This window comes from candidate division WOR-3 bacterium (assembly GCA_039802005.1).
In the GTDB taxonomy this organism is placed as follows: domain Bacteria; phylum Hydrothermota; class Tepidihabitantia; order SM23-42; family JAOAFX01; genus JAOAFX01.
The window spans coordinates 48609-69884 of record JBDRVV010000004.1; the positions used below are offsets into that span (position 1 = coordinate 48609).

The following is a 21276-nucleotide window of genomic DNA, read 5'->3' on the forward strand; positions in this document are numbered from 1 at the left end:
ATTGGAAATTTTTAAATCTTTGTTTTGAATATTAAAGATTAATTTCAGTGCCGGTGCATGCCGCATCAATATCATATCCCGGGAATTTTTTTCTTGTCTGTTCCAGTACATTATTGATAAAATCATCACTGCTTGATGGGTCATGATGGGTAAATAATACTCTTTTAACTCTACAATCCTTTGCTAATTGCATCACCTGATTGAATGTAGAATGTCCCCAACCAATCTTGGTATGATAGTTTTCATCAACATACTGGGCGTCGTGTATTAATACATCAGCACCTTTTACAAATTTTATAAATTTTTTATAAGGAGTGCGCGGATTTGGTGAATTTAATTCATTATCAGTAAGAAATACTACACTCTTATTATTTTCAGTAAGTTTTAAACCGAATGTATAATTAGGATGATTGTTCTGGATTACCTGTATCGTCATTTTTCCAATTCTAAACTTAGGCTTCGTTTTCTTAAACGTAAATTTTGCAGGTAAATCTGTCAGTTTTATAGTTGGAAAGAATGGAATATGCATTTGATAAGAAAGTGCTTTCTTTGCTGCAACCTCATTCTCTGGTCCATATATACTTATAGTCGTATTCTTTGAATATGCCGGTGCAAAGAATGGGAACCCCTGGATATGGTCCCAGTGATAATGGGTAAAAATCAAATGCAGGTCGCTTTTTTTATTCTGTATTAAATATACACCAAGTTCTCTGATTCCGCTACCCGCATCTATAATTACTGACTCGCCGTTGTTCGTCTCTACATAAACGCAGGTCGTATTGCCCCCGTATTTTATTGTATTCTTACCCGAGACCGGGATTGAACCCCGGGTTCCATAAAATTTTATAAACATTTAATCTTTTTCCTTTGTCTTTTGTCCCATCCGGCAATTTCCGTCAAAGAATACGCCGGATTGAATTATCAAACCCTTACAGATAATATCGCCATACATCTGGGCACCGCTCTGGAATTCAAGCAATTCTTCTGATTGTATGTTGCCCTCAATCTTACCACCGATCACCCCAGATTTACAAGTTACATTACCTTTGATAAATCCAGTATTGCCGCAAAATAAATTATCTTTCACTACAATATTGCCTTCGACCGTTCCATCTATTTTTATAGAACCTGTAATCTTCAAATCACCATTCACCACGGTATTCCTGCCAATTATGGTATCAATCTTGCCTTCCTTTTCCATAATCTCCTTTCTTAAAAATAGATTATATTTAAAAACAAAAAGAAGTCAACAACCAAATTTAAAAAATTTTATTTATTTGCAACCTCTGGACTAACATAAAGTCCCTTTTTTAATTTGCTTGCACCCGGGATCCAGCACCTTGGATCAGTTGGTGTTTTATTAACCATAATCTGAAAATGCAAGTTTGATCCTGTGCACATACCGGTCTTACCCATTTCACCTATCTCCTGCCCCTTGATGACCGTGTCCCCTTCAGCAACACTGATTTTATTTAGATGGATATAAACTGTATGAATCCCCTGCCCGTGGGCAATCACAATACTCTTACCATGTCCCTCAAGTTCTTGAGCCATCACTACAACACCAGTATTCGCAGCCAATATTTTTGTGCCAACCGCATTGGAGATATCAATTGCCCGATGCGACCATTTATCAAGGCCATTATTATATTTACGGGCAATCCCAAACATTGATGTTATTGAACCAGCACAGGGCCAGATAAAATCGCCATTACATAAAAGGGTATCAAAAGTTTTAGTATATGCCTTAGCAAAATATTTACCACTTTCAAACTTCATCATTTCAAGGGTTTCCTGGGTAAGGACATGGATATCAAGTTGTGCGGTGTCTTCTTCAGCAAAATCACCAGGGATAACTTTAAATGGTATTTTATAACTTTTCTTCTCTTCATTTTCTTCATATCGTAGAGTCATAAAATATCTTCCTGTGTCTACGTCCATAGGCACAGCAAGAACCGTCCGATAAATATTTCTTCCTGCAGGATAGAGTTTATAATTTCGGTTTAAAAATTTTATTTCTGGTTTTATTAAGGGCAAAACTGCCGTAACATTTAGTGTTGCAATCTCGCCCTGTTTGTAAATCTTCTTGTCCAAGGATATGCTTTGAAATATACCATTAATAAGTGTATCCTTAGAAACATGTGCGCTTGTAATTTTGTTATCAATTCTATCAATCTTTTCTCCAAGATTACCGCCCGGTACATATTCTTTTGTCTGAAGGGGCGGATTAAATATATTCAGCCGGATTACCGTTGGTTCAGCGAGTTGTGGGTAAAAATTTGGAATAAATTCTATAATTTTATCTGTAGGTGTCAATCTTTTATCAAGATTGATTTCTTTTTCTAAATTAGCATTTTTCGTAGTATCGTTCTGCACATTATTTTGCTGGTCATTTGCATAAATACTATAACAAAACCACAAAGATAAAATAATTTTTACACATATCTTCTTCATTTGTCAATTTTAACCAATATTCAATTGATGTCAAGTAGGATAAAAATGAGCCTCCTCACCTTGGTTTAAAATTCTTTATGTTATTTTTATCAAATGCCATTGTTTTTCACCATTTACCGTATTTAATATCAAAACTTCTAAATTCGCTTGTTGGCTCCTCATAAACTATCTCAACATCATCAACCCTTGCACCCGGTGGTCCCTGCCAGCACCAGTCAATAAGTTTTTGCAGGTCAGTTTCTTTACCTTCGGCGATGATTTCTACCCTGCCATCATCAAGATTCTTCACCCAACCAGTAATACCCAGTCTTTGCGCAAGTTCTTGTGTATGCACCCTGAAAAAGACGCCTTGAACGCGACCCGATATATATAAATGAACGCGTGAATAGCTCATATAGTATTATACTAATTTAAGATAATCGGTCAATGGATAACAATAAGTTGGCATCAATACTGCAAAATAACTACTTCTGTTGCATATAATTTACAAAATTAATTTCTAAAAAAAGAGCCCCGCTTTAAGCGGGGCTCATTATCTCTGGATCAGAAACTATTTTACAAGAATAAGTTTGTGGGTCGCGACCTTACCTTCTGCTTCAAGTTTCAAGAAGTAAATCCCGTTTGCAAGATTTTTGGTATCCCAAGAGATTTTTCTGGTACCTGCTAATTCCATGCCATTGACAAGTGTAGTAACAAGTTTGCCGGTTACATCAAAAACTTTAAGAGAAACATTGGTTGTTCTCGTAAGGGTATAAACAATTACTGCATCCTTTGTTGGATTGGACATATTGGATGCAAAACCAAAGGTTGAATTAATCTTATGTGCATCAGGTTTTTCTGAAATTCCATATACACCCAGATTAATTAAACCTTCTGTAGCATTAGTTGCTGTACCACTTGCGGTATTGTAACCACCCGGGCAGAAGAATGTACCACCATTCAAGGTTGGAACATAGACTGCATTCTGAGCATTAGAAATTGGAGTCGGTTTATTAAGACTCTGATGCCACTGGTTATCTGCTGGGTCATAATACCAGGTATCGTAGGCAGGTACACCGTGGTCATCACCACCCGTGAAGTAGAACTTGCCAAGGACACAAGCACCCTGAACCCTTGAGCGGCCAGGTGTGCCTGATGGTCCGGTCGGAATATTAGGACCCTGGGACCAGGTGATAGATTGGGGATTGGTTGGGTTAATCACGCCAATGTATAAATTTGTAACATAATCGCCATTATAACCACCCGCAACAAATATAGTATCACCAGAAATCCCAATTGCGAATGAGCGATTTGTGGTTGGCAGGTTGGTTCCAGTTGTCCAGGTATTATTTGCGGGGTTATAGATATCAACGCTGTTGTAGTAAGTTGAACCAGATTGACCACCGATTACATATATCAGGGTATCACGCCAGGCAACTGCACCGAGGAAATGTCTACCAACAGGGAGATTTGCTCGGTCAATAACAGTTCCAGCAACCGGGTCAAATTCCTGATTGTAGTTCAAGGCATTAAAGCTATCATCACCGCCACCTATGACATAGATCTTACCATCCACAACAGCAGCTACACATCTCTGGGTTGCGTGATTTAGAACTGTTGATAGTGTTGTCCAGGTTTCATTGGTACAGTTAAACGCATAAATTGCATTGGTTGCAGATCCAGTATTCCCACCAAGTGAATAGACTGTTGGTGTACCAGTAACATCAGTATAGACACAGGCATGGTAATAATTAGGTGCAGGCATTGGATTAGAATATATCTTCCAGAAAGAAGATTGAGTAACTGTGGTTTTTGAAATTGTATCATTGGATGGATTTGCATCACCACCGAGAGCTGTAAAGGCATATACATTATAGGTGATGCCATTGTTTGGTCCGGTTGTCCAGGTAGGAAAGGTCAATGTTGTATCTTCACCAGCAGGAAGTGTAACATTTATAAATTGATTATAAATGGTTGTTCCTGAAGAGTCTATTTTGAAGTAGCAATTAAAGGTTTCATTATTTTGACCAAAATTCTTGTAGGTAGCAACTGGATTGATTGCAGTATTCGGAAATACGGTGGTGCCAGGTGCAGCGATTGCTATTGTTCCTACATCATGTGGTAAGCTCCCTCTAAGTTCTACATTATCAAATGCCGCATACCACTCCCAATAAGCATTGGTATAGGCAAAATAAACCCTTATTGATTCAGCACTTGCATATGCCGAGACATCTACTGAGTCCCAGGCTGGCCCTGAACTTGCATTCTGCCAGCTCCGAAGTTCAACAGGTGCCTGCCAGGCACCGCCAGTAAATACCCGCACACCAACCGCCAATTTCTCACTATAACCGCCACTATACCAGTAAAAGGAGTAGCCAAACTTCAATAAAAACATATTCATTGGAGGTCTAACCGCAGGGGAATAGGCAGTGTCATTGATGGTAACCGTTCCAGCCGCATCACTATCAATCCAGTAAGATGAATCACCGGGTGAAGGACAAGCCCAGGATGCGTGGAGTTGTGACCATTGAACATCCCAACCAGCCGGAAATGCTTGACCATTAGTATGAGTCCAGCCTTGATGACCGGTCTCAAAATCCCAGATATAACTGACTGGTGCAGAAGTAGTTCCATAAATCTGGAATGAGGATTCGTGCGGATTGCCAAAGACTGTGGTCGCAGGAACCCACTGGGGAAAACCAAAGACTGCGCTCTTGAAATACATCTGCTGGCCATCACCCCAGCCAGGATTATTAGCGGGCCAGGAACAATTATTCCCCCATTGTGGAGGAAAGAGTAGCGTCGGTTCAAATTCAATCCAGTAACGAGTTCCGGGAAAAGCGTGGAATGGTGGAATTTTTGCAGTGTATTGATAATACAGACCTAAATTCTGCTCGGTGAATGATACGCGCGCAACATAAATAGGGGCCTGCTTTGGTTGGGGACCACTTGCACCCGTGCTATCTTCATATATCTTTATCCAGAAATCTACAGGGAGAGTAGGTGTACCGTTCCAGTAGCCACCCCACCAGACAAGGGAATCAACATCTGTTTCAAAAGGTACACTGAAATTATCCGCAATCTCAGCTTCAAAAGGATAGACACTATCCCACTGGCAAGCATCAAAGGTATAATAACCAGTTGCTGCCTGGTCAAACAGTAACTCACTACGGTCACCGAGAATCGGTTCCTGACTTATACCTACATTGATTGGACTTTTTAATGTAGGCATAGTATTCTGATTTTGTGCATCAGTGTTGTTATCAGCAAAGACAACCAATGCAAAAATCAGAATCAATGATAAGCCTAATAATTTCTTCATTTCTTCTCCTTTTTTATTAAGATAATCATTACAAATAAACCAACCTATTTGTAAAAGGTTGGATTGACACGGATATGTACTTTAAATAAGTTTTTTTCGTGCAAAATCCGTGTCTACTTGTTTCTGTTTATCACCCCCTTTCTTTGACAAAGGTATTAGAGATAGTAGGAATACTATTCAGCAATAGGGATAAACTTTTCTATTGCCCATGTAGTAACCTATCAACTTTTCCCTTTTAATTTCTTAGAATTACCTAATAATCGTTTGATTGCAATTATTAGCGGTGATATATTATATTCCTTTTTGGCAAAATGTCAATACCCCGATTTGTTATAGTTCAGAACCCCAAATATCTTTCCCAAGTTATTAAATAAATATGGAAAATTTTTACAATAAATAGTTAAAACTTATTCTGATTTAAGGTGTTATTGCGCCCACGAGTGAATAAACTTCTTTTGCCCCATTATCTTTCAACACCCTTGCGCATTCTTTAATCGTTGCACCGGTAGTCATCACATCATCAATAATTATAATTTTTTTATCTTTAACTGAAAATTCCTTTTTTAATCTAAACGCATTCCTGACATTATCCTGCCTTTTTTTATGATCAAGGCGTGTCTGGGTTCTGGTATTTTTGATTCTAATCAAGCAGTCTAAAACAGATATAGTAGTTTCCTGACTGATTATTTTTGAAAGCAGTTCAGCCTGATTATAAGTCCTGCGAAGTTTTTTCCACCAGAAAAGTGGTACCGGGACTAAATGGTTTGCATCCCGCAGATAAAAGTCGTTTTTCAAAACCCCTGACATACCCATACCAAAAAAATTAGCAAGTTGTGTTTTACCACGATATTTTAAATGGTGTATGATTGTATCAACCGGGGACACATATAATGCAAACGCCCTGCCATAATCAAGGGTTTTCTCATATCTGCAGAATCTACAGGTTTTCGTATCATTGATTGGTCTACCACAATTCGGACACAAAGGAGATTTTGGATAGAGAATGAGGTCAAGGCAATTATCACATACCAGATATCGTTCAATCTCCTTTCCACAGATAATACAGAAATTGGGGAGTATAAAATCAATAAAGCAATTTAAATTTCCTGTTATATAATTTAAAATTTTTTTTAATTCCATTCTTATGTACTACAAATGATATTACACAAAATTTCGGCGATGTCAAGGAAAGTAATTTACCACACCGTCTTTTATTATCCAATTAATTTCGGAAAACAATCCATATTCAATGCAATTAGAAAATTTAGTTAGAAACTACTTGAAATTTGGCAAAATTTTCCTATAATCTTATATGGTGCGGGTATTGAACTCCGGTGATTCAAGAATTCCGAGAGATGCACGATTATTAACGATTGATAAAAATCCCCTCAATGATATATTTGATTACTTTTTCTATAATGATTCTACGAAGAAAAGAAATCTCGTATTCACAATGAACGGAAGTAAAAAGGTAATATCTTTAAACCCTGGAGAAGATATAAATATTATCCTTGAAGAACCCCGCTATAAAAAATGTGAGAACGACTGTGATTATTGCTTTATTAAAGGATTGCCTGCAGGTTTGCGAAAAGAATTATATTTCCGCGATGATGACTATCGTCTTTCTTTCATTTTTGGGAATTTCTTGAGTCTTACTAACCTAACCGATGAAGATATAGCACGTATAATAAAGATGAGACTCTCACCCCTGTATGTTTCGGTTCATACTACAAATCCCATTTTACGTTCAAGGTTGTTCAAAAACAAAAGAGCCGAACTTATAGTTGAACAATTAAGAAAACTTATTGAGGGGGATATCAAAATTCATTGTCAGGTTGTTGTGATTCCCGGATTAACAGATGGAATAAATATAGAAAAAACCGTCAATGACCTTTTCAGATTATTCCCGGGTGTATCTTCAGTTGGTATCGTGCCCGTAGGCAAAACAAAATTTTTAAAAAAATTCTCAGGTGTAAATAAAAAACTTGCTTTAAAAATCGTTAAAGATACAAATCTAATGCACTTAAATTTTAGAAAGAAAGTAAACCGGGGATTTGTTTATATCGCGGATGAATTTTTTATTAAGGCAGGAATCCCTATTCCTGAAAGGGATTACTACGACGAATTTTATCAATATGAAAATGGGATAGGTATGGTAAGGCAGTTGCTTGATGAGATTGATTCAATTAAATGTCTGAATAAAATTTCGGGGAAATTTCTCTTTGTTACTGGTGAACTTGCCTACCCTTTTATCAATTATCTAAAGAAAAAATTAGCTAGTAAAAAACTTTTCATTGATGTCCTTCCGGTAAAAAATAGATTCTTTGGTGATATGGTCACAGTCTCCGGGTTGCTTACTGGCAATGATATATATAACGCATTGAGATTGACCGCGAAAAAATATGACCGAATTATCCTTCCACCAAATTGTGTGAATGACAATGGAAAATTTTTAGATGATTTTAACCTTAATGGAATAAATTATATTGTTTCACCATATTCAATAAAGGAATTGCTCTTATGGCTACAGTAGCAATCGTCGGCAGAAAGAATGTCGGTAAATCATCAATATTCAATCGTCTTGTCGGCAGAAGGCTGAGCATAGTCCACGAGACCCCTGGTGTCACAAGAGACAGAATTTATGGAGAAGTCTTCTGGCGGGGAAGGATATTTAATTTGATTGATACCGGTGGTTTCTTTCCTGAGGAAGAAAATATTCTTGCCAGAAAAATTATGTATCAAATTGAACTCGCCTTGAAGCAGGCAGATTTGATATACTTTGTTGTTGATGGCAGGGCGGGATTAATGCCTGCGGAACAGGAAATTGCCGAACTGCTCCGTAGATTAAATAAACCCGTTTATTTGCTTATCAATAAAATTGATAATAAATCGCTCTTGCCTGTAATAAATGAATTTTACAAATTGGGATTTAATAAAGTATTTGCAGTTTCGGCTGAAGGTGGAATTGGTTTTGGTGAGGTGCTTGATGAGACGATAAAATTGTTGCCCGTTATAAAAATTAAAAAAGATACGCGTTTAATAAAAATTGCAATTTTAGGACGACCAAATGCGGGTAAATCTACACTCCTTAATACAATCATCAAGGAAGAGAGGGCAGTGGTTGACGAAAAGCCAGGAACAACAAGGGATCTCGTCAATGCCCAGTTTATATTCAAAGACAAAAAGATTGAAATCATAGATACATACGGGTTAAAAAAACGCTCCCGCATAAAAGAGCCGATAGAATTCTATTCAATGATGCGGGTGATGCATATCATTGATGATATTGACATTGGAATAGTACTATTTGATGTCACCCAGGGTGTGGTTCACGAAGATTGTCACATTGCATCATTATTATTATCAAAGGCAAAAGGTATAATAATTGCGCCGAACAAAATTGATTTATTGAATAAACAGGAATACAGAAAAATCTTACATTCTACGATTGGATCATTTAGGTTCGTTGATTTCGCACCCGTTGTTCTTATTTCAGCAAAACAAAATATTGGCATTGATAGATTACTTCAGGTAATAATTGATGTTTATTCAGAACTCAACAAAAAGGCAAGTACAAAAACCCTTAAGGATTTACCAGATTCACTCAAACCTCCACCGAACGGCCGAATTTTAAAGATAACCCAAACTGACACAAATCCACCAAGATTCAGGGTTCAAACAACAGTCCAATTAAAAGAAAATTATATTCAATATTTGCGCAACACAATAAGAAATTATTTCGGGTTCTCTGGTGTTCCTATAATTATCAAAACTGAACAGACAAGGAAAAATAAATGATGAATATAACAAATATTCTGATTTCTTTTCTTATTGGAATGCTATTCGGGATAATACCATTTTCTTATTTGTTGGGACTTATAAAAGGTGTTGATTTGAAGAAAACCGGAAGCGGCAATATCGGCGCAACAAATCTTGGCAGATCTCTTGGTTTAACATTTTTCATCATTGGATTTTTACTTGATGCGTTAAAGGGTTTTTTACCAGTACTCATTACCCGTTCTTTCAATCTCTATCCCGCCTTTGCAGGTGCCGGAGCAATCCTGGGGCATATCTTTAATCCTATTTTTCATTTTAAAGGTGGAAAGGGGGTATCAACAACGATTGGCGTTGCTCTAAGTATTGTGCCCCAACCATTTTTGATAGCAATTGGCGTATGGTTGATTATTTATCTAAGTACCTATATAGTTTCAATCGCCTCAATAAGTATGGCAATAATTCTTTCCATTGCTACATTTTTGATTGGAAAATCAGAACCGAGTGAAAAGATTTTGATTGTAATTATCAGTATACTCGTGCTCTATGCCCATCGTTCAAATATAAAAAGATTAATAAACAAAACAGAATCAAAAACAATCCTGTGGAGGAAGAAATGAATATAGCAATTCTCGGATGTGGTAACTGGGGTTCGGTGTTCGGCATTATGCAGTATAAAAATGGTCATAGTGTAAAAATATGGGAATTTGATAAAAAACGTGCTGAGAAGGTTCAGAAAACAAGAGATAACAGTCCATTTCTTTTAAAATATAGAATCCCTGATTCAATCTTGATTGATTGGCGTTTGGAAAATATAGTAAAAAATTGTGACCTAATAGTATTTGCAGTACCCTGCCAGACATTGAGAAATGTTTTAATCGAAATGGAAAAAATAAAAATAAAAACAAAAGAATTTTTGAGTTTAATAAAAGGGATTGATATAAAAACCCTCCAGTTACCATCAGGAATTATCAAAAACAGATTTCCTGAAAGTAAATGTTTTGTGTTATCAGGTCCCTCAATTGCAAATGAGATAATAAGAAATGAACCGACCGCTGTCGTCCTTGCCAGTTATGATTTAGATAGGGCAAAAAAATTACAACCCGAGATTGCTGCGGAAAATTTTAGAATTTACATATCTGACGATGTAATCGGAGTTGAACTTGGTGGTGCGGTTAAGAATGTACTGGCGCTCGCCTGCGGAATAAGTGATGGATTAGGGTTTGGTTCTAATGCCAAAGGTGCATTAATATCACGGGGTATCTTAGAAATTCAAAGGCTTGGCTCAAAAATGGGCGCAAATCCTAAAACATTTTATGGGTTATCAGGTCTTGGCGATTTGATAACCACATCTTTCAGTGAAGAATCGAGAAATCATTTATTTGGCAAGATGCTCGGCAGGGGTAAATCTGTAAAAGAAATAAAAAAAGATTTTGTAATGGTTGCCGAAGGGGTACCGACTGCAAGGGCGGTAATGGAACTTGCAAAAAAATATAATGTTGAAATGCCAATATCAAAGGTTGTTTATGAAATCATTTACAAAAGAAAATCCCCTTTACAGGGTTTAAAGAGTTTAATGTTAAGACCATTAAAAAATGAATAGAGGAGGTAAGGATGGCTGAGAAAGAGTTTTATTCTATAAAAGAAGTAGCAAAAATGCTTGAAATTCCTGCTTATGTATTGAGATACTGGGAAAAAGAATTTCCTATGCTTAGACCACACAGAAATAGACTGGGCAGGAGATTTTATTCTCAGAAAGATATAGAAATAGCACGTATGATAAAAGTAATTTTGTATGAACAGGGATTTACAATAGCGGGTGCGCGAAAAAAGTTGGCATCTATAACCCAAGGTCCGGAACAATTAACATTGCCGTTAAGTGATGCAGTAAAGATTATAAAAGAAGTGAAAGAGGAGTTAAAAGAAATCCGCTCTCTGTTAGATTAAAAATCTTTAAATTTTAGAATCCTGATTGACAAGGTTTTTATGTTGAATATAATAATTATGTTTGCCGGGATGATGGAATTGGTAGACGTAGCGGACTTTTGAGAATTCCGCTTCCGTTTAGCGGAATTCGAAATCCCGCATGCTGTTTGCGGGAAAAATCCTATCGCCGTGAGGCGATAAAAAGATTTTAGTATTGATTTATATTATCGTTGCCGGGATGATGGAATTGGTAGACGTAGCGGACTTAAAATCCGCTTCCCCGCAAGGGGAGTGCCGGTTCAAGTCCGGCTCCCGGCATTGTCGTAGTATAAATGCCAACCCCGCCACTTTGTGCGTCGGATTAAACTTTGGATTTTGACATTTGAAATTTTGAATTACAATAGACCTTTCTGCCTATATCTTGCAATTCTATTCAGGAGTGTCTTATATGATACCCTCAGTCTCCTTGCCGTCTCTGCTTTATTCCACTCTGTTTGCTCAAGAGTCTTTTTGATAAGTTCTGCCTCAGCCATTTCTCTGCCATAATTTGCTGCGGTCTTTAAATCCATATTTCCCACTAAAACTTCCGCTCTCTTTTTTGTCTGTAATGGCAACAGGATGTGTTCAGAATTTATAGTTTCTCCAGCCAGTATATTTGCCCGCTCAATGGTATTCTCCAGTTCACGCACATTTCCGGGCCAATCATAATTAATTAATTTTTGAAGGGCAGATTCCGAAATCTTCTTATTTGATTTTATTTTTTTTAAAAAATGTTCAACAAGCAAAGGAATGTCTTCTTTTCTGTCTCTCAATGGTGGAATTATTATTGGGAAAACACTTAATCTGTAATAAAGGTCTTCCCGAAATCTTCTTTCATTAACGAGGGTATGTAAATCCTTATTGCTTGCCGCAATTATGCGGACATCAACTTTTATTGAAGCAGTTCCACCCAGACGTTCAAATGTTTTTTCCTGAATGACCCTCAATATTTTTGCCTGCAGATCAATACCCAGATCTCCAATCTCATCAAGAAATATTGTGCCTTTATGAGCAAGTTCAAATTTTCCAATCTTCCGTGCCACCGCACCGGTAAACGCGCCTTTTTCTGAGCCGAATAATTCATTTTCCAACAATTCACTTGGTATCGCTGCACAATTTATGGTTACAAACGGAGCCTCCTTTCGGGGCGATAGACTATGACAGGCCCTTGCAAATAGTTCTTTTCCAGTCCCTGATTCACCAAGAAAAAGCACAGTTGCTTCAGTTGGTGCAACTTTTTTGAGTAACTCAATTGATTTTTTTATCACTTCACTCACACCTACAATTTCAGGGAAACCATGGATATTTTGGACCATCTCTTTGAGCAGAATGTTTTCATATTGGGCTCTTTGCTCCCCAATGATCTTTTTGACTAAAATAATAAGTTGCTCTGTATCAAATGGTTTGGTAAGAAAATCACAGGCACCCATTTTCATTGCTTCAACCGCTCTCTCCACTGTACCAAATGCCGTCATTATAATAAATTTTGCCTCTGAATCAATGTTTTTCAATTCACGGAGGACATCAATACCATCAATGTCGGGAAGACGTAAATCCAACAATACAAGATTTATCTTTTCTCTCTTAAAAATCTGAATAGCCTCACGCCCATTTCGGGCAATTAAGGTTGAGAAACCTGCATCATCAAGTGCCACCTTCAATATCTCAGCAAAACTTGTTTTATCCTCAACGATTAGTATATCTGCCATTAGATTTTAAAATTCTGTATTACCTTTGCGAGCCTTTCAGTAATATTTAGCAATTCCTGGCTTGTGGCAGCAAATTCCTCAGTTGCTGCTGATTGTTCCTCAAGCGAAGCAAGGATTTGCTCTGCCGCAGTAGAATTATCCTTTGAAATATTAAATGAGTCCTCTATTTGTTTCAACATTGCAGTAATTTCTTCTTCTTCTTTGGAAATAACATTTTTGATATTTTTTATTGCCCCATTCAATTCAATAACCGCATTTGATATTGTGCGTAATGATTCGGTTGTGGATTTAACAACCTGATTTCCATCATATATTGCCTTTCTTACTTCTTCGGAGCTTTCCGCTACACTTTTTATTGAATCAATCATTTCTTTTACTATTTCCCCGATCTCCATCGCTGAGTTCTGGGTATTATCTGCAAGTTTCTTTATTTCATCAGCAACAATGGCAAAACCCTTTCCGAACTCACCCGCACGAGCAGCCTCAATGGAGGCATTGAGGGAGAGAATATTTATCTTTTCTGATATTTTATTGATAGTCTCTATTATTTTCGTAATTGTATTTGATACATCATGTAATTTTGCCATCAATCCAATAAGATATTCATACCTGGTTCCTATAATCTCTATATTTTTTAATGCCATATCACTCATCTGTAATCCATTATTTGCACTTGCTGAAAAATTCTCAGCGTGAGTCTCAACTTTTTTTATGTTATCAACAACTGAAAAACTTATTTCACTTAAAGACTTACCCATAGAAATTGATTTATCAAGTTCCTGAAACTGGCGGTCAACGCCTTCGGTCATCTTCTGGGTTGTAGATACAATCTCTGAAATTGCCGTTGACAACTCATTTGATGTTGATGCAATCTGTGCGCTGATTTCGCTCAATTGTTTAGATGTATCAACGACCAGTTTTATTATATTTGCCTCGGTCTCAACGAGAGTCTTAATAGTTCTGCCTAAAAAATAAATTTCGTCCGGTGCTCCCTTTTCTTCAATATGTACATGCAAATCTCCCTTCTCCACTTTTTTCAAAACTTCTTGCAGTTCTTTAAGGCGCACAAGGTCACGGTCAAAGTCTACAATGAGTAAGAAAGAAACAAATGTTAAGAAAATTAGTTTAACTAATTCCATCCCCAAATTTATTTCCGGGTATAAGTTCTGAGTCAAAACCAACATTAAAACATAAGCAAAGTCTACAAGGGCAATGGCGTAAATTCCATTTTTTATCCCGAGCAGGTAGCCCGGATGCAAGATGATATAGAAATATATCAAAAAGAACGGAATTCTTAATTGAGGTTGAATAAATGATAGACAAAATGTTAAAATTGTTGCAGTCACGGTAGTTATGATATAAGGAATTACAGGCGAATAGATATTTTTGGTTGACAGTATGTAAATGACCAGCCCGAAAATAAAGACAATTGCGGTAAGAACAGGTATAAAGATTGGAACTGGAAAGAACTTTAAAATTGCACCGAATAAAAATACCACCTCAAACAACAGGCAGAATAGCATAGTTGCCATACTGCCTTTTTTGGCAAAATTTAAACCTTTCAACCTCATATCTTCGTTGGTATTCATTATCACCTCCTGAAAATTTCCTGGGTTTTCTTCATCGCACAGAACTCACCACACATAGTGCAGGTGAGTGCGGAATGAGAACGTTTACGTAAAAATATTTTCTTCGCCCTTACGGGATCAATCAAAAGGTTGATCATTTTTTTCCAGTCAAGAGAGAATCTTGCTTTAGACAAATTAAGGTCACGCATCTTTGCCCCAACCAAGCCTTTACCAATATCTGCAGCGTGGGCAGCAATTTTTAAGGCAATAACACCTTCACGCACATCTTCCACGCTTGGCAAACCGAGGTGTTCAGCAGGAGTAACATAGCATAAAAAATCCGCCCCATAATAAGCAGCAAGGGCACCTCCGATTGCAGCAACGATATGGTCATAGCCTGCTCCAATATCTGTCACCAACGGACCAAGCACATAAAATGGTGCACCATCACATATTGTTTTTTGTAATTTGATATTTGCCTCTATCTCATTTATTGGAATATGTCCCGGCCCTTCCACAATTACCGAAACATCATTCATTCTTGCTTCTTTTACTAAATCACCAATTATCACAAGTTCTCTTATCTGATATTCATCTGTAGCATCACTAATCGCACCAGGTCTCAAACCATCGCCAAGACTAAGTGTTGCTGTGTATTTCTTTGCTAACTTGAGCAGACGATCGTAATATTCATAGAGAGGATTTTCTTTATTATTTGCCTTCATCCATTCAATCATCATTGAACCACCACGACTCACCACACCACAGACTCTTCTCTTTTTTTCCATTCCCCTTATTGCTTCCCTGGTGATACCACAATGGACCGTAATAAAATCAACGCCATCTTCAAGATGTCTTTCTATTGTTTCAAATATTTCATCAACACTCGCCTTTGTAAAAGGCTTTTTCTTCTTGCGCATATCAATCGCCACTTGATATATCGGTACCGTCCCCACTGCCACACTTGATGCATTCAAAATCTCTCTTCTGATTCTATTAATATCTCCACCCGTTGACAAATCCATCACCGCGTCAGCACCACTCTCAATAGCAACCTTTAATTTTTTCAACTCATATTTTAAGTTTGCAAAATCAGGCGATGTTCCTATATTGGCATTTATCTTCGTCCGACATCCCTTTCCTAATATGAGGGGTTTTATTTTATGAAGGCGACTTTTTATTAAAACCGCGGTTCCGTTTTTTAAATTTTTTTTCAATGTCTCGGTGCTTATCCCTTCTTCTTTTGCCAGTTTACCAATCAAATCATTCATTTTGCATACTCCACATTAACACCAAGGGAGGTCTTAGGAACTGCATATGCAACAAATTTTAATATAAAATTCATTGCCTTTTCTTCATTTGGTGCTTCAAATATTAAAACATAATCCGGTTTGCCAAAAAGTGATAAAAATTCTCTAATCTTTATTTCTTCGGGAACTTTTAAAGTCTTGACTGCATTGAGCAATTCATCAGCACGACCTGGAATAACATCAAGCGTAGTGATAAAAGTCATTCTGCCTCCTCATAAATTATATTATATGCTAAAATGTAAAGCTGTCAAGAAATAGGTGGATTCTATAAAGTGCCTTGATATATTCTATATTTTTTATATAACCTACCACCCATTTTTAAAATTGTATTATTTACTGGGTAATTATCCTCAAGGGTCCAGCTCAATTCTCCACTATTGTATCCGAGTTTCATTCCGGCCTTCAAAGTTTCAAGGACCATCAATCCTTCAAGGCCCAATTTTTGATAATCTTTTTTAACCCCCATTATCATCAATCGAGCCTCCTTAATTTTATTTTTGTAATAGAGAAATTTTATCATTCCAAGGAGGTCTAATTTACCATTTAGTTTTTTTAGAATAAAGTTATAATTTGGTACAGTTAGAGAAACACCGACCGGAACATTATCAATTTCAACAATTATAACCAATTCGGGGACAATGAGATCTTTAAGAGTCTTGGCAATATGAGAGAATTCGGAATCAGTCATTGGTACAAAACCCCAGTTTCTGCTCCAGGCGTCGTTATAGATTTCTTTAATCTTTTTCACTTCGTTTGAGAAGTCATCAATATCAACCGGTCTTACCTTTAAATCTCTCACCCTTTTACGAATAAGCGAGCACATTTTTTCTAATCTCTCAAATGGTGCATTTTTTGCTTCAATATAAAAAGCATATAAATCCTTTGCCTTTGTTAGTCCTGCGGCTTGGGCGAGTTCATGGTAATATTCAAATGTATATGTCATCATAATCATCGGCTCTAAGAAATAGCCTTCAAGGAGAAATCCCACCTCTTCATTGGTCGAAGGATTGAATGGACCAACAAATTTAGTCATTCCTTTTTCTTTATGAAATTCGCGCACGGCATTGAATAATGCCACCGCCGACTCTACATCATCTTCGCACTCAAAGAATCCAAAATATCCAGTCTTCTCATTCCAGAATTCAATAAAATTGTAATCAACTATTGCACAAACCCTACCAACAACTTCCTTATCGCGATAAACAAGAAACATCTCTCTTTCTGCATGCTCCCAGAATGGATAATTTTTCTTATCAAACATATTGTAGACATCTTTTTTTAAAGGTGGAACCCAGTAACGGTTATTTTTGTATAAACGATACGGCAACTCTACAAAAGACTTTAATTCCTTTTCATCTTTGACCGGAACTACTTTTATCACTTTACCAGACCAAATTCTTTAGCGCACCGTCTAAATACATCAAGCACGATATTTATATCTTCGTCTGTATGCGTAGCCATATAACTTGTTCTGATAAGTGCCCTGCCCGGTGGTGTGGCAGGAGAAATAACTGGATTGGCAAATACACCATTTTCAAAAAGGCTTTTCCAGAAGGCAAAACATTTTTCATCTTCACCGATAATCACGGGGATAACCGGGGTTATGCTCTCACCTGTATCAAGCCCGATATCTTTAAATCCCTTTCTCACTCTTTCTGTTACTTCCCAGAGTCTTTTCCGGCGTTCTGGTTCAGTCTTTATTATCTCCAGAGATTTTAACGCACTGGCAACTGATGCCGGGGTCATACTTGCCGAAAATATGAGTGCGCGGGCAGTATGTCTAATGTGGGTTATCACATCCTTTTCCGCTACGACGAAACCACCAAGTGATGCGAATGATTTACTGAATGTACCCATGATTATATCAACTTCATTTAATAAATTGAAGTGTTCACATACACCACGCCCGTGCTCTCCCATCACACCAATGCCATGAGCATCATCTACAAGCAGCCTCGTGTTAAATTTTTTCTTCAGTTTTACAATCTCCGGTAGATTTATTACATCGCCCTCCATACTGAAAACTCCATCTACCACAATCAATTTTCCTTTATTATGGGGTATTGATTTCAATATTCTTTCCAGGTCATTCATATCATTATGTTTAAATTTTTTGACCTCAGCGAATGAAAGTCTACAACCATCTATGATGGATGCGTGGTCCTGCCTATCTATGATAATAACATCGTCTTTACCCGCAATCGCAGATATTATTCCGAGGTTAGTTTGAAATCCGGTTGAAAATACAATTCCATCATCTTTTTCAAAAAAATCGGCGAGCTCTTTTTCAAGTCTGATATGAATATCAAGTGTCCCGTTTAAAAATCTTGAACCAGAACAGGTCGAACCATATTTTTGAACCGCTTCAATTGCAGCTCTTTTCAATCTTTCATCTGCAGCAAGTCCAAGATATCCATTGGAACCTATCATAATATATTCCCTGCCGTTAATCATTACTCTATGGTCCTGTGCTGATTCAATTGGTGTAAAATAAGGATAAATATTTATACTCTTGGCACGATTTACTGCTTCAACGGTGGCTTTGCATTTTTTAAATATATCCATTTTTTTATTATAATGAATTTCTCACTAAAGTCAATATCATAAAATGTTTCGCAAAAACCACTTCAGTTCAAAGATTTTTTCAATGTCCTTTGCATTCAGGAATTTTCTTGTCTCACAATCTTCCTCAACAATCTTCTTTAAATGCCTTTTTTCTTCCATTGACCTGAACGAAAGTTTCTGAACCAGATCATACGCTGTCTTTCTATTCATCCCTTTCTCAATCAATCTATTCATCAAATTCTGTGATGCATAAAGCCCAAGACTGTTATTGATATTCTCCATCATCCGTTCAGGATAGACCCTTAAATTTTCTAAGACCCATATAATTTTTTTGGTTATATAATGAACAATATGAAATGCATCAGGAATGATAACCCTTTCTACCGAAGAATTGGTCAAATCCCTTTCATGCCAGAGATTGATGTTTTCAAACGCTGGTATCAAATAACCCCTGAGGACCTTTACAAGACCACATACCCTCTCACAGGTAATTGGATTTTGTTTATGAGGCATTGCTGATGAACCCTTTTGACCTTTCGTAAATGGCTCAGCCACTTCACCAATTTCAGAGCGTGAAAGATTTCTTATCTCGGTGGCTATTCTCTCAATGGCACAACCATATAGCACAAGGGCGGTTAGCAGAAAGGCATGCCGGTCTCGTGGTATTACCTGAGTTGAGACCGGTTCCGGCACCAAGTCTAATTTTTTCATAACCTTCTTTTCAATGTCCGGTGGAATAATTGTATAACTACCAACAGCACCTGATAATTTACCGAATGCGATTTCTTTTTTTGCCTGACATAACCGCTCTCTTGCCCTCAATACTTCCTGATACCAGGAATTTATTTTATAACCAAATGTGATAGGTTGAGCGTATATCCCATGGGTTCTCCCAATTTGCGGTGTCTTATGATATTTAACTTCAAGCCTTTTCAAATTTTTTAATAGTTTATCTATATCCTTCAGTACAATGTTAAGCCCATCTTTCAATATCAAACCCCAGGCGGTATCAACGAGGTCATAAGAAGTCATACCAAAATGGAGCCATCTTCCCTCTTCTTTACCAATCTTTTCTCTCACTGCCTCAAGGAATGCAATAACATCGTGGTTTGTTATCTTCTCTATCTCTTCTACCCGCTCAGGGTCAATCTTTATCCTCTCTAATTTTTTACCCAATCCCCTTGGAATTATTCTGAGTTCTTCCTGGACCTCTGCGACTGCCTTCTCAACAAGTACCCATACTTCCATTTTATGTTCTTCACTGAATATCTTTCTTATCTCTTCTGTTTCATATCTTTTTATCATAGACTAATTATACCCAGAAAATTTTTGTTTTCAACAAAAATTTTTGATATCTTGCGGAAGTCTAATTGACAAAAATTATCTTTAAATTCTTTAGTTCATTTTCATTCTGTATATGACAGAAATAAATCCCATTTGGCAGGAGAGTATTCGCTTCATCCCTGCCATCCCAGGCTACAACATATTCTCCAGAGATTTTGAATTCATGCATCAGCCTCCTCACCAGTCTGCCCGATTCATCGTAGATATTTATCTTTACTATTCCGGGTTTAGATACATAGTAATTGATATTGACTGATTTGTTGAACGGATTCGGCTGAAGGATAAAATTTTTTGTCGCATCCTTGCCTGCTCGGTCAAATTTTTGGTATATTGGAATTAAATGGACAGGTTCACCGGGTTTTAAACAGGCAATTGTGCGATTCGGAATTTCAACCCATCTCTGGCTTGATGTATCAAGTGGTTGGGAAGCAACGACCCAGAAATTGGAAACCAGGGAATCAGGATAATAGTAAACGGTTATTGCCCTTGGTTCTGATTTTGTAAAATTTAATGCCCATAACTTATTACCGTCAGACATCACAAAGTTCAATTGCGCATTACTCGTTCCAAGCGCAGAATCGAGTTTAATAACTGCCATCTTAATACATTCCTCAATTGAAAGATCAGGGTTCATATCTAAAACTTCAATCATTAGTATGGCGAACAAATCAGAATCAAGATAGTTTGGAGCATAATCAGGAGGATTTTGCTCAAGATATAGAGGATTGATTGAAGAAATCAATCTTAGTAAAATGTCCGTATTAATTGTACCATTATGGGCAAAGAGTATATCAAAATTTCTTTTAATACATTGTCTCCGAAAAGGATGAGGATCAGGAATGCCACCCGTTGGTCCGCTGGAACTCTTACGCACATGGGCAACTGCAGAATTTTTAACATTTCTGAGTAATTCCTTGGTCATTTCTGAATATCTGGGGTCAAGTGGTGCAGATGGCTCTCCACGACGGATAACTGGTAAGATTGTATCGCTTTGGGATTCAATAAAATAAGCAATACCCCAACCATCAGGATTTTTTGCTCCGAGTTTGCGTAAAGAATCAAGGTGGGTTGTGATAATATCACTAATTGCTGGCGTGTTTTCAGACAATATAATACCCCAGAACCTGCACTCATGATTTTGTTCCAAATTTTTCCGGCAGGAAATAGTAAAGGATAAAATGATAAATAGAAAAGTAAAATATGGAATATCCTTATTTTTGCATTGGCCCATATTTGAATTATATTGATAGAAGATTTGATGTCAACAAAGTAAAATTTCTAAACAA

General features: G+C 37.1%; 19 protein-coding genes and 1 tRNA gene. 6 read left to right on the plus strand and 14 right to left on the minus strand.

The annotated features are described in order from the left end of the window. Positions 1-31: 31 nt before the first annotated feature. The 6 genes from ABIL69_02250 to ABIL69_02275 form a co-directional block, all read right to left on the minus strand. Positions 32-853, minus strand: a complete 822-nt coding sequence (locus ABIL69_02250) for an MBL fold metallo-hydrolase (protein ID MEO0122808.1) — start codon at positions 851-853, stop codon at positions 32-34. Continuing rightward, positions 854-1201 (minus strand): polymer-forming cytoskeletal protein, encoded by a 348-nt coding sequence (locus ABIL69_02255; GenBank protein ID MEO0122809.1) that lies wholly within the window; start codon positions 1199-1201, stop codon positions 854-856. It lies immediately after the preceding gene. A gap of 68 nt (positions 1202-1269) precedes the next feature. Next, a complete protein-coding gene (locus ABIL69_02260) occupies positions 1270-2454 on the minus strand; it encodes a M23 family metallopeptidase (protein MEO0122810.1) in 1185 nt (394 codons plus the stop codon). Between the two features lie 106 nt (positions 2455-2560). Further along, entirely contained in the window at positions 2561-2848 is a 288-nt protein-coding gene (locus ABIL69_02265) for an acylphosphatase (protein MEO0122811.1), read from the minus strand. 156 nt (positions 2849-3004) lie between these two features. Further along, a complete protein-coding gene (locus ABIL69_02270; protein ID MEO0122812.1) occupies positions 3005-5755 on the minus strand; it encodes a kelch repeat-containing protein in 2751 nt (916 codons plus the stop codon). A 417-nt stretch (positions 5756-6172) separates the two neighbouring features. Beyond that, positions 6173-6895 carry a ComF family protein gene (locus ABIL69_02275; GenBank protein ID MEO0122813.1) on the minus strand — a complete coding sequence of 241 codons (723 nt, stop codon included), beginning with the start codon at positions 6893-6895 and terminating at the stop codon, positions 6173-6175. 172 nt (positions 6896-7067) lie between these two features. Between ABIL69_02275 and ABIL69_02280 the strand changes: the two genes are divergently transcribed. The 6 genes from ABIL69_02280 (at position 7068) to ABIL69_02305 (ending at position 11773) form a co-directional block, all read left to right on the plus strand. Then, complete coding sequence (locus ABIL69_02280; GenBank protein MEO0122814.1) at positions 7068-8288, plus strand: DUF512 domain-containing protein; 1221 nt, start codon at positions 7068-7070, stop codon at positions 8286-8288. Continuing rightward, positions 8276-9553, plus strand: coding sequence for a ribosome biogenesis GTPase Der (gene der, locus ABIL69_02285; GenBank protein MEO0122815.1), 1278 nt, complete (start codon positions 8276-8278; stop codon positions 9551-9553). The genes ABIL69_02280 and der overlap by 13 nt, the downstream gene beginning before the upstream one ends. After that, positions 9550-10149, plus strand: a complete 600-nt coding sequence (plsY, locus tag ABIL69_02290) for a glycerol-3-phosphate 1-O-acyltransferase PlsY (GenBank protein MEO0122816.1) — start codon at positions 9550-9552, stop codon at positions 10147-10149. The genes der and plsY overlap by 4 nt, the downstream gene beginning before the upstream one ends. Further along, positions 10146-11132 carry an NAD(P)H-dependent glycerol-3-phosphate dehydrogenase gene (locus ABIL69_02295; GenBank protein ID MEO0122817.1) on the plus strand — a complete coding sequence of 329 codons (987 nt, stop codon included), beginning with the start codon at positions 10146-10148 and terminating at the stop codon, positions 11130-11132. Before plsY ends, ABIL69_02295 begins: the two co-directional genes overlap by 4 nt. A gap of 11 nt (positions 11133-11143) precedes the next feature. Beyond that, positions 11144-11476 (plus strand): MerR family transcriptional regulator, encoded by a 333-nt coding sequence (locus ABIL69_02300; protein ID MEO0122818.1) that lies wholly within the window; start codon positions 11144-11146, stop codon positions 11474-11476. 211 nt (positions 11477-11687) lie between these two features. Further along, positions 11688-11773 (plus strand) — tRNA-Leu (locus ABIL69_02305). A gap of 77 nt (positions 11774-11850) precedes the next feature. Here the strand turns inward: ABIL69_02305 and ABIL69_02310 are convergent. The 8 genes from ABIL69_02310 to ABIL69_02345 all read right to left on the minus strand — a co-directional run bounded on the left by ABIL69_02310 (position 11851) and on the right by ABIL69_02345 (position 21221). Continuing rightward, a complete protein-coding gene (locus tag ABIL69_02310; protein ID MEO0122819.1) occupies positions 11851-13203 on the minus strand; it encodes a sigma-54 dependent transcriptional regulator in 1353 nt (450 codons plus the stop codon). Then, positions 13203-14792: a methyl-accepting chemotaxis protein gene (locus tag ABIL69_02315; GenBank protein MEO0122820.1), complete on the minus strand. Its 1590-nt coding sequence runs from the start codon at positions 14790-14792 to the stop codon at positions 13203-13205. Before ABIL69_02315 ends, ABIL69_02310 begins: the two co-directional genes overlap by 1 nt. Positions 14793-14794: 2 nt before the next feature. Continuing rightward, positions 14795-16042, minus strand: a complete 1248-nt coding sequence (gene thiC / locus ABIL69_02320; protein MEO0122821.1) for a phosphomethylpyrimidine synthase ThiC — start codon at positions 16040-16042, stop codon at positions 14795-14797. Further along, complete coding sequence (locus ABIL69_02325) at positions 16039-16284, minus strand: hypothetical protein (GenBank protein MEO0122822.1); 246 nt, start codon at positions 16282-16284, stop codon at positions 16039-16041. The genes thiC and ABIL69_02325 overlap by 4 nt, the downstream gene beginning before the upstream one ends. Before the next feature lie 62 nt (positions 16285-16346). Then, positions 16347-17462 (minus strand): hypothetical protein, encoded by a 1116-nt coding sequence (locus ABIL69_02330; protein ID MEO0122823.1) that lies wholly within the window; start codon positions 17460-17462, stop codon positions 16347-16349. Then, positions 17459-18646: a pyridoxal phosphate-dependent aminotransferase family protein gene (locus ABIL69_02335; GenBank protein ID MEO0122824.1), complete on the minus strand. Its 1188-nt coding sequence runs from the start codon at positions 18644-18646 to the stop codon at positions 17459-17461. The genes ABIL69_02330 and ABIL69_02335 overlap by 4 nt, the downstream gene beginning before the upstream one ends. Positions 18647-18682: 36 nt before the next feature. Further along, positions 18683-19951, minus strand: coding sequence for an adenylosuccinate lyase (purB, locus tag ABIL69_02340; protein ID MEO0122825.1), 1269 nt, complete (start codon positions 19949-19951; stop codon positions 18683-18685). 61 nt (positions 19952-20012) lie between these two features. After that, the gene (locus tag ABIL69_02345; GenBank protein MEO0122826.1) at positions 20013-21221 is read right to left on the minus strand and encodes a class II glutamine amidotransferase; all 1209 of its coding nucleotides are present in this window, start codon (positions 21219-21221) and stop codon (positions 20013-20015) included. Positions 21222-21276 lie beyond the last annotated feature (55 nt).

Excerpts from the sequence above, each read along its gene's own strand:
- ABIL69_02250 (MEO0122808.1), bottom strand. The coding sequence starts at position 853 with ATGTTTATAAAATTTTATGGAACCCGGGGTTCAATCCCGGTCTCGGGT.
- ABIL69_02255 (MEO0122809.1), bottom strand. The coding sequence starts at position 1,201 with ATGGAAAAGGAAGGCAAGATTGATACCATAATTGGCAGGAATACCGTG.
- ABIL69_02260 (MEO0122810.1), bottom strand. The coding sequence starts at position 2,454 with ATGAAGAAGATATGTGTAAAAATTATTTTATCTTTGTGGTTTTGTTAT.
- ABIL69_02265 (MEO0122811.1), bottom strand. The coding sequence starts at position 2,848 with ATGAGCTATTCACGCGTTCATTTATATATATCGGGTCGCGTTCAAGGC.
- ABIL69_02270 (MEO0122812.1), bottom strand. The coding sequence starts at position 5,755 with ATGAAGAAATTATTAGGCTTATCATTGATTCTGATTTTTGCATTGGTT.
- ABIL69_02275 (MEO0122813.1), bottom strand. The coding sequence starts at position 6,895 with ATGGAATTAAAAAAAATTTTAAATTATATAACAGGAAATTTAAATTGC.
- ABIL69_02280 (MEO0122814.1), top strand. The coding sequence starts at position 7,068 with ATGGTGCGGGTATTGAACTCCGGTGATTCAAGAATTCCGAGAGATGCA.
- der (MEO0122815.1), top strand. The coding sequence starts at position 8,276 with ATGGCTACAGTAGCAATCGTCGGCAGAAAGAATGTCGGTAAATCATCA.
- plsY (MEO0122816.1), top strand. The coding sequence starts at position 9,550 with ATGATGAATATAACAAATATTCTGATTTCTTTTCTTATTGGAATGCTA.
- ABIL69_02295 (MEO0122817.1), top strand. The coding sequence starts at position 10,146 with ATGAATATAGCAATTCTCGGATGTGGTAACTGGGGTTCGGTGTTCGGC.
- ABIL69_02300 (MEO0122818.1), top strand. The coding sequence starts at position 11,144 with ATGGCTGAGAAAGAGTTTTATTCTATAAAAGAAGTAGCAAAAATGCTT.
- ABIL69_02310 (MEO0122819.1), bottom strand. The coding sequence starts at position 13,203 with ATGGCAGATATACTAATCGTTGAGGATAAAACAAGTTTTGCTGAGATA.
- ABIL69_02315 (MEO0122820.1), bottom strand. The coding sequence starts at position 14,792 with ATGAATACCAACGAAGATATGAGGTTGAAAGGTTTAAATTTTGCCAAA.
- thiC (MEO0122821.1), bottom strand. The coding sequence starts at position 16,042 with ATGAATGATTTGATTGGTAAACTGGCAAAAGAAGAAGGGATAAGCACC.
- ABIL69_02325 (MEO0122822.1), bottom strand. The coding sequence starts at position 16,284 with ATGACTTTTATCACTACGCTTGATGTTATTCCAGGTCGTGCTGATGAA.
- ABIL69_02335 (MEO0122824.1), bottom strand. The coding sequence starts at position 18,646 with ATGGATATATTTAAAAAATGCAAAGCCACCGTTGAAGCAGTAAATCGT.
- purB (MEO0122825.1), bottom strand. The coding sequence starts at position 19,951 with ATGATAAAAAGATATGAAACAGAAGAGATAAGAAAGATATTCAGTGAA.
- ABIL69_02345 (MEO0122826.1), bottom strand. The coding sequence starts at position 21,221 with ATGGGCCAATGCAAAAATAAGGATATTCCATATTTTACTTTTCTATTT.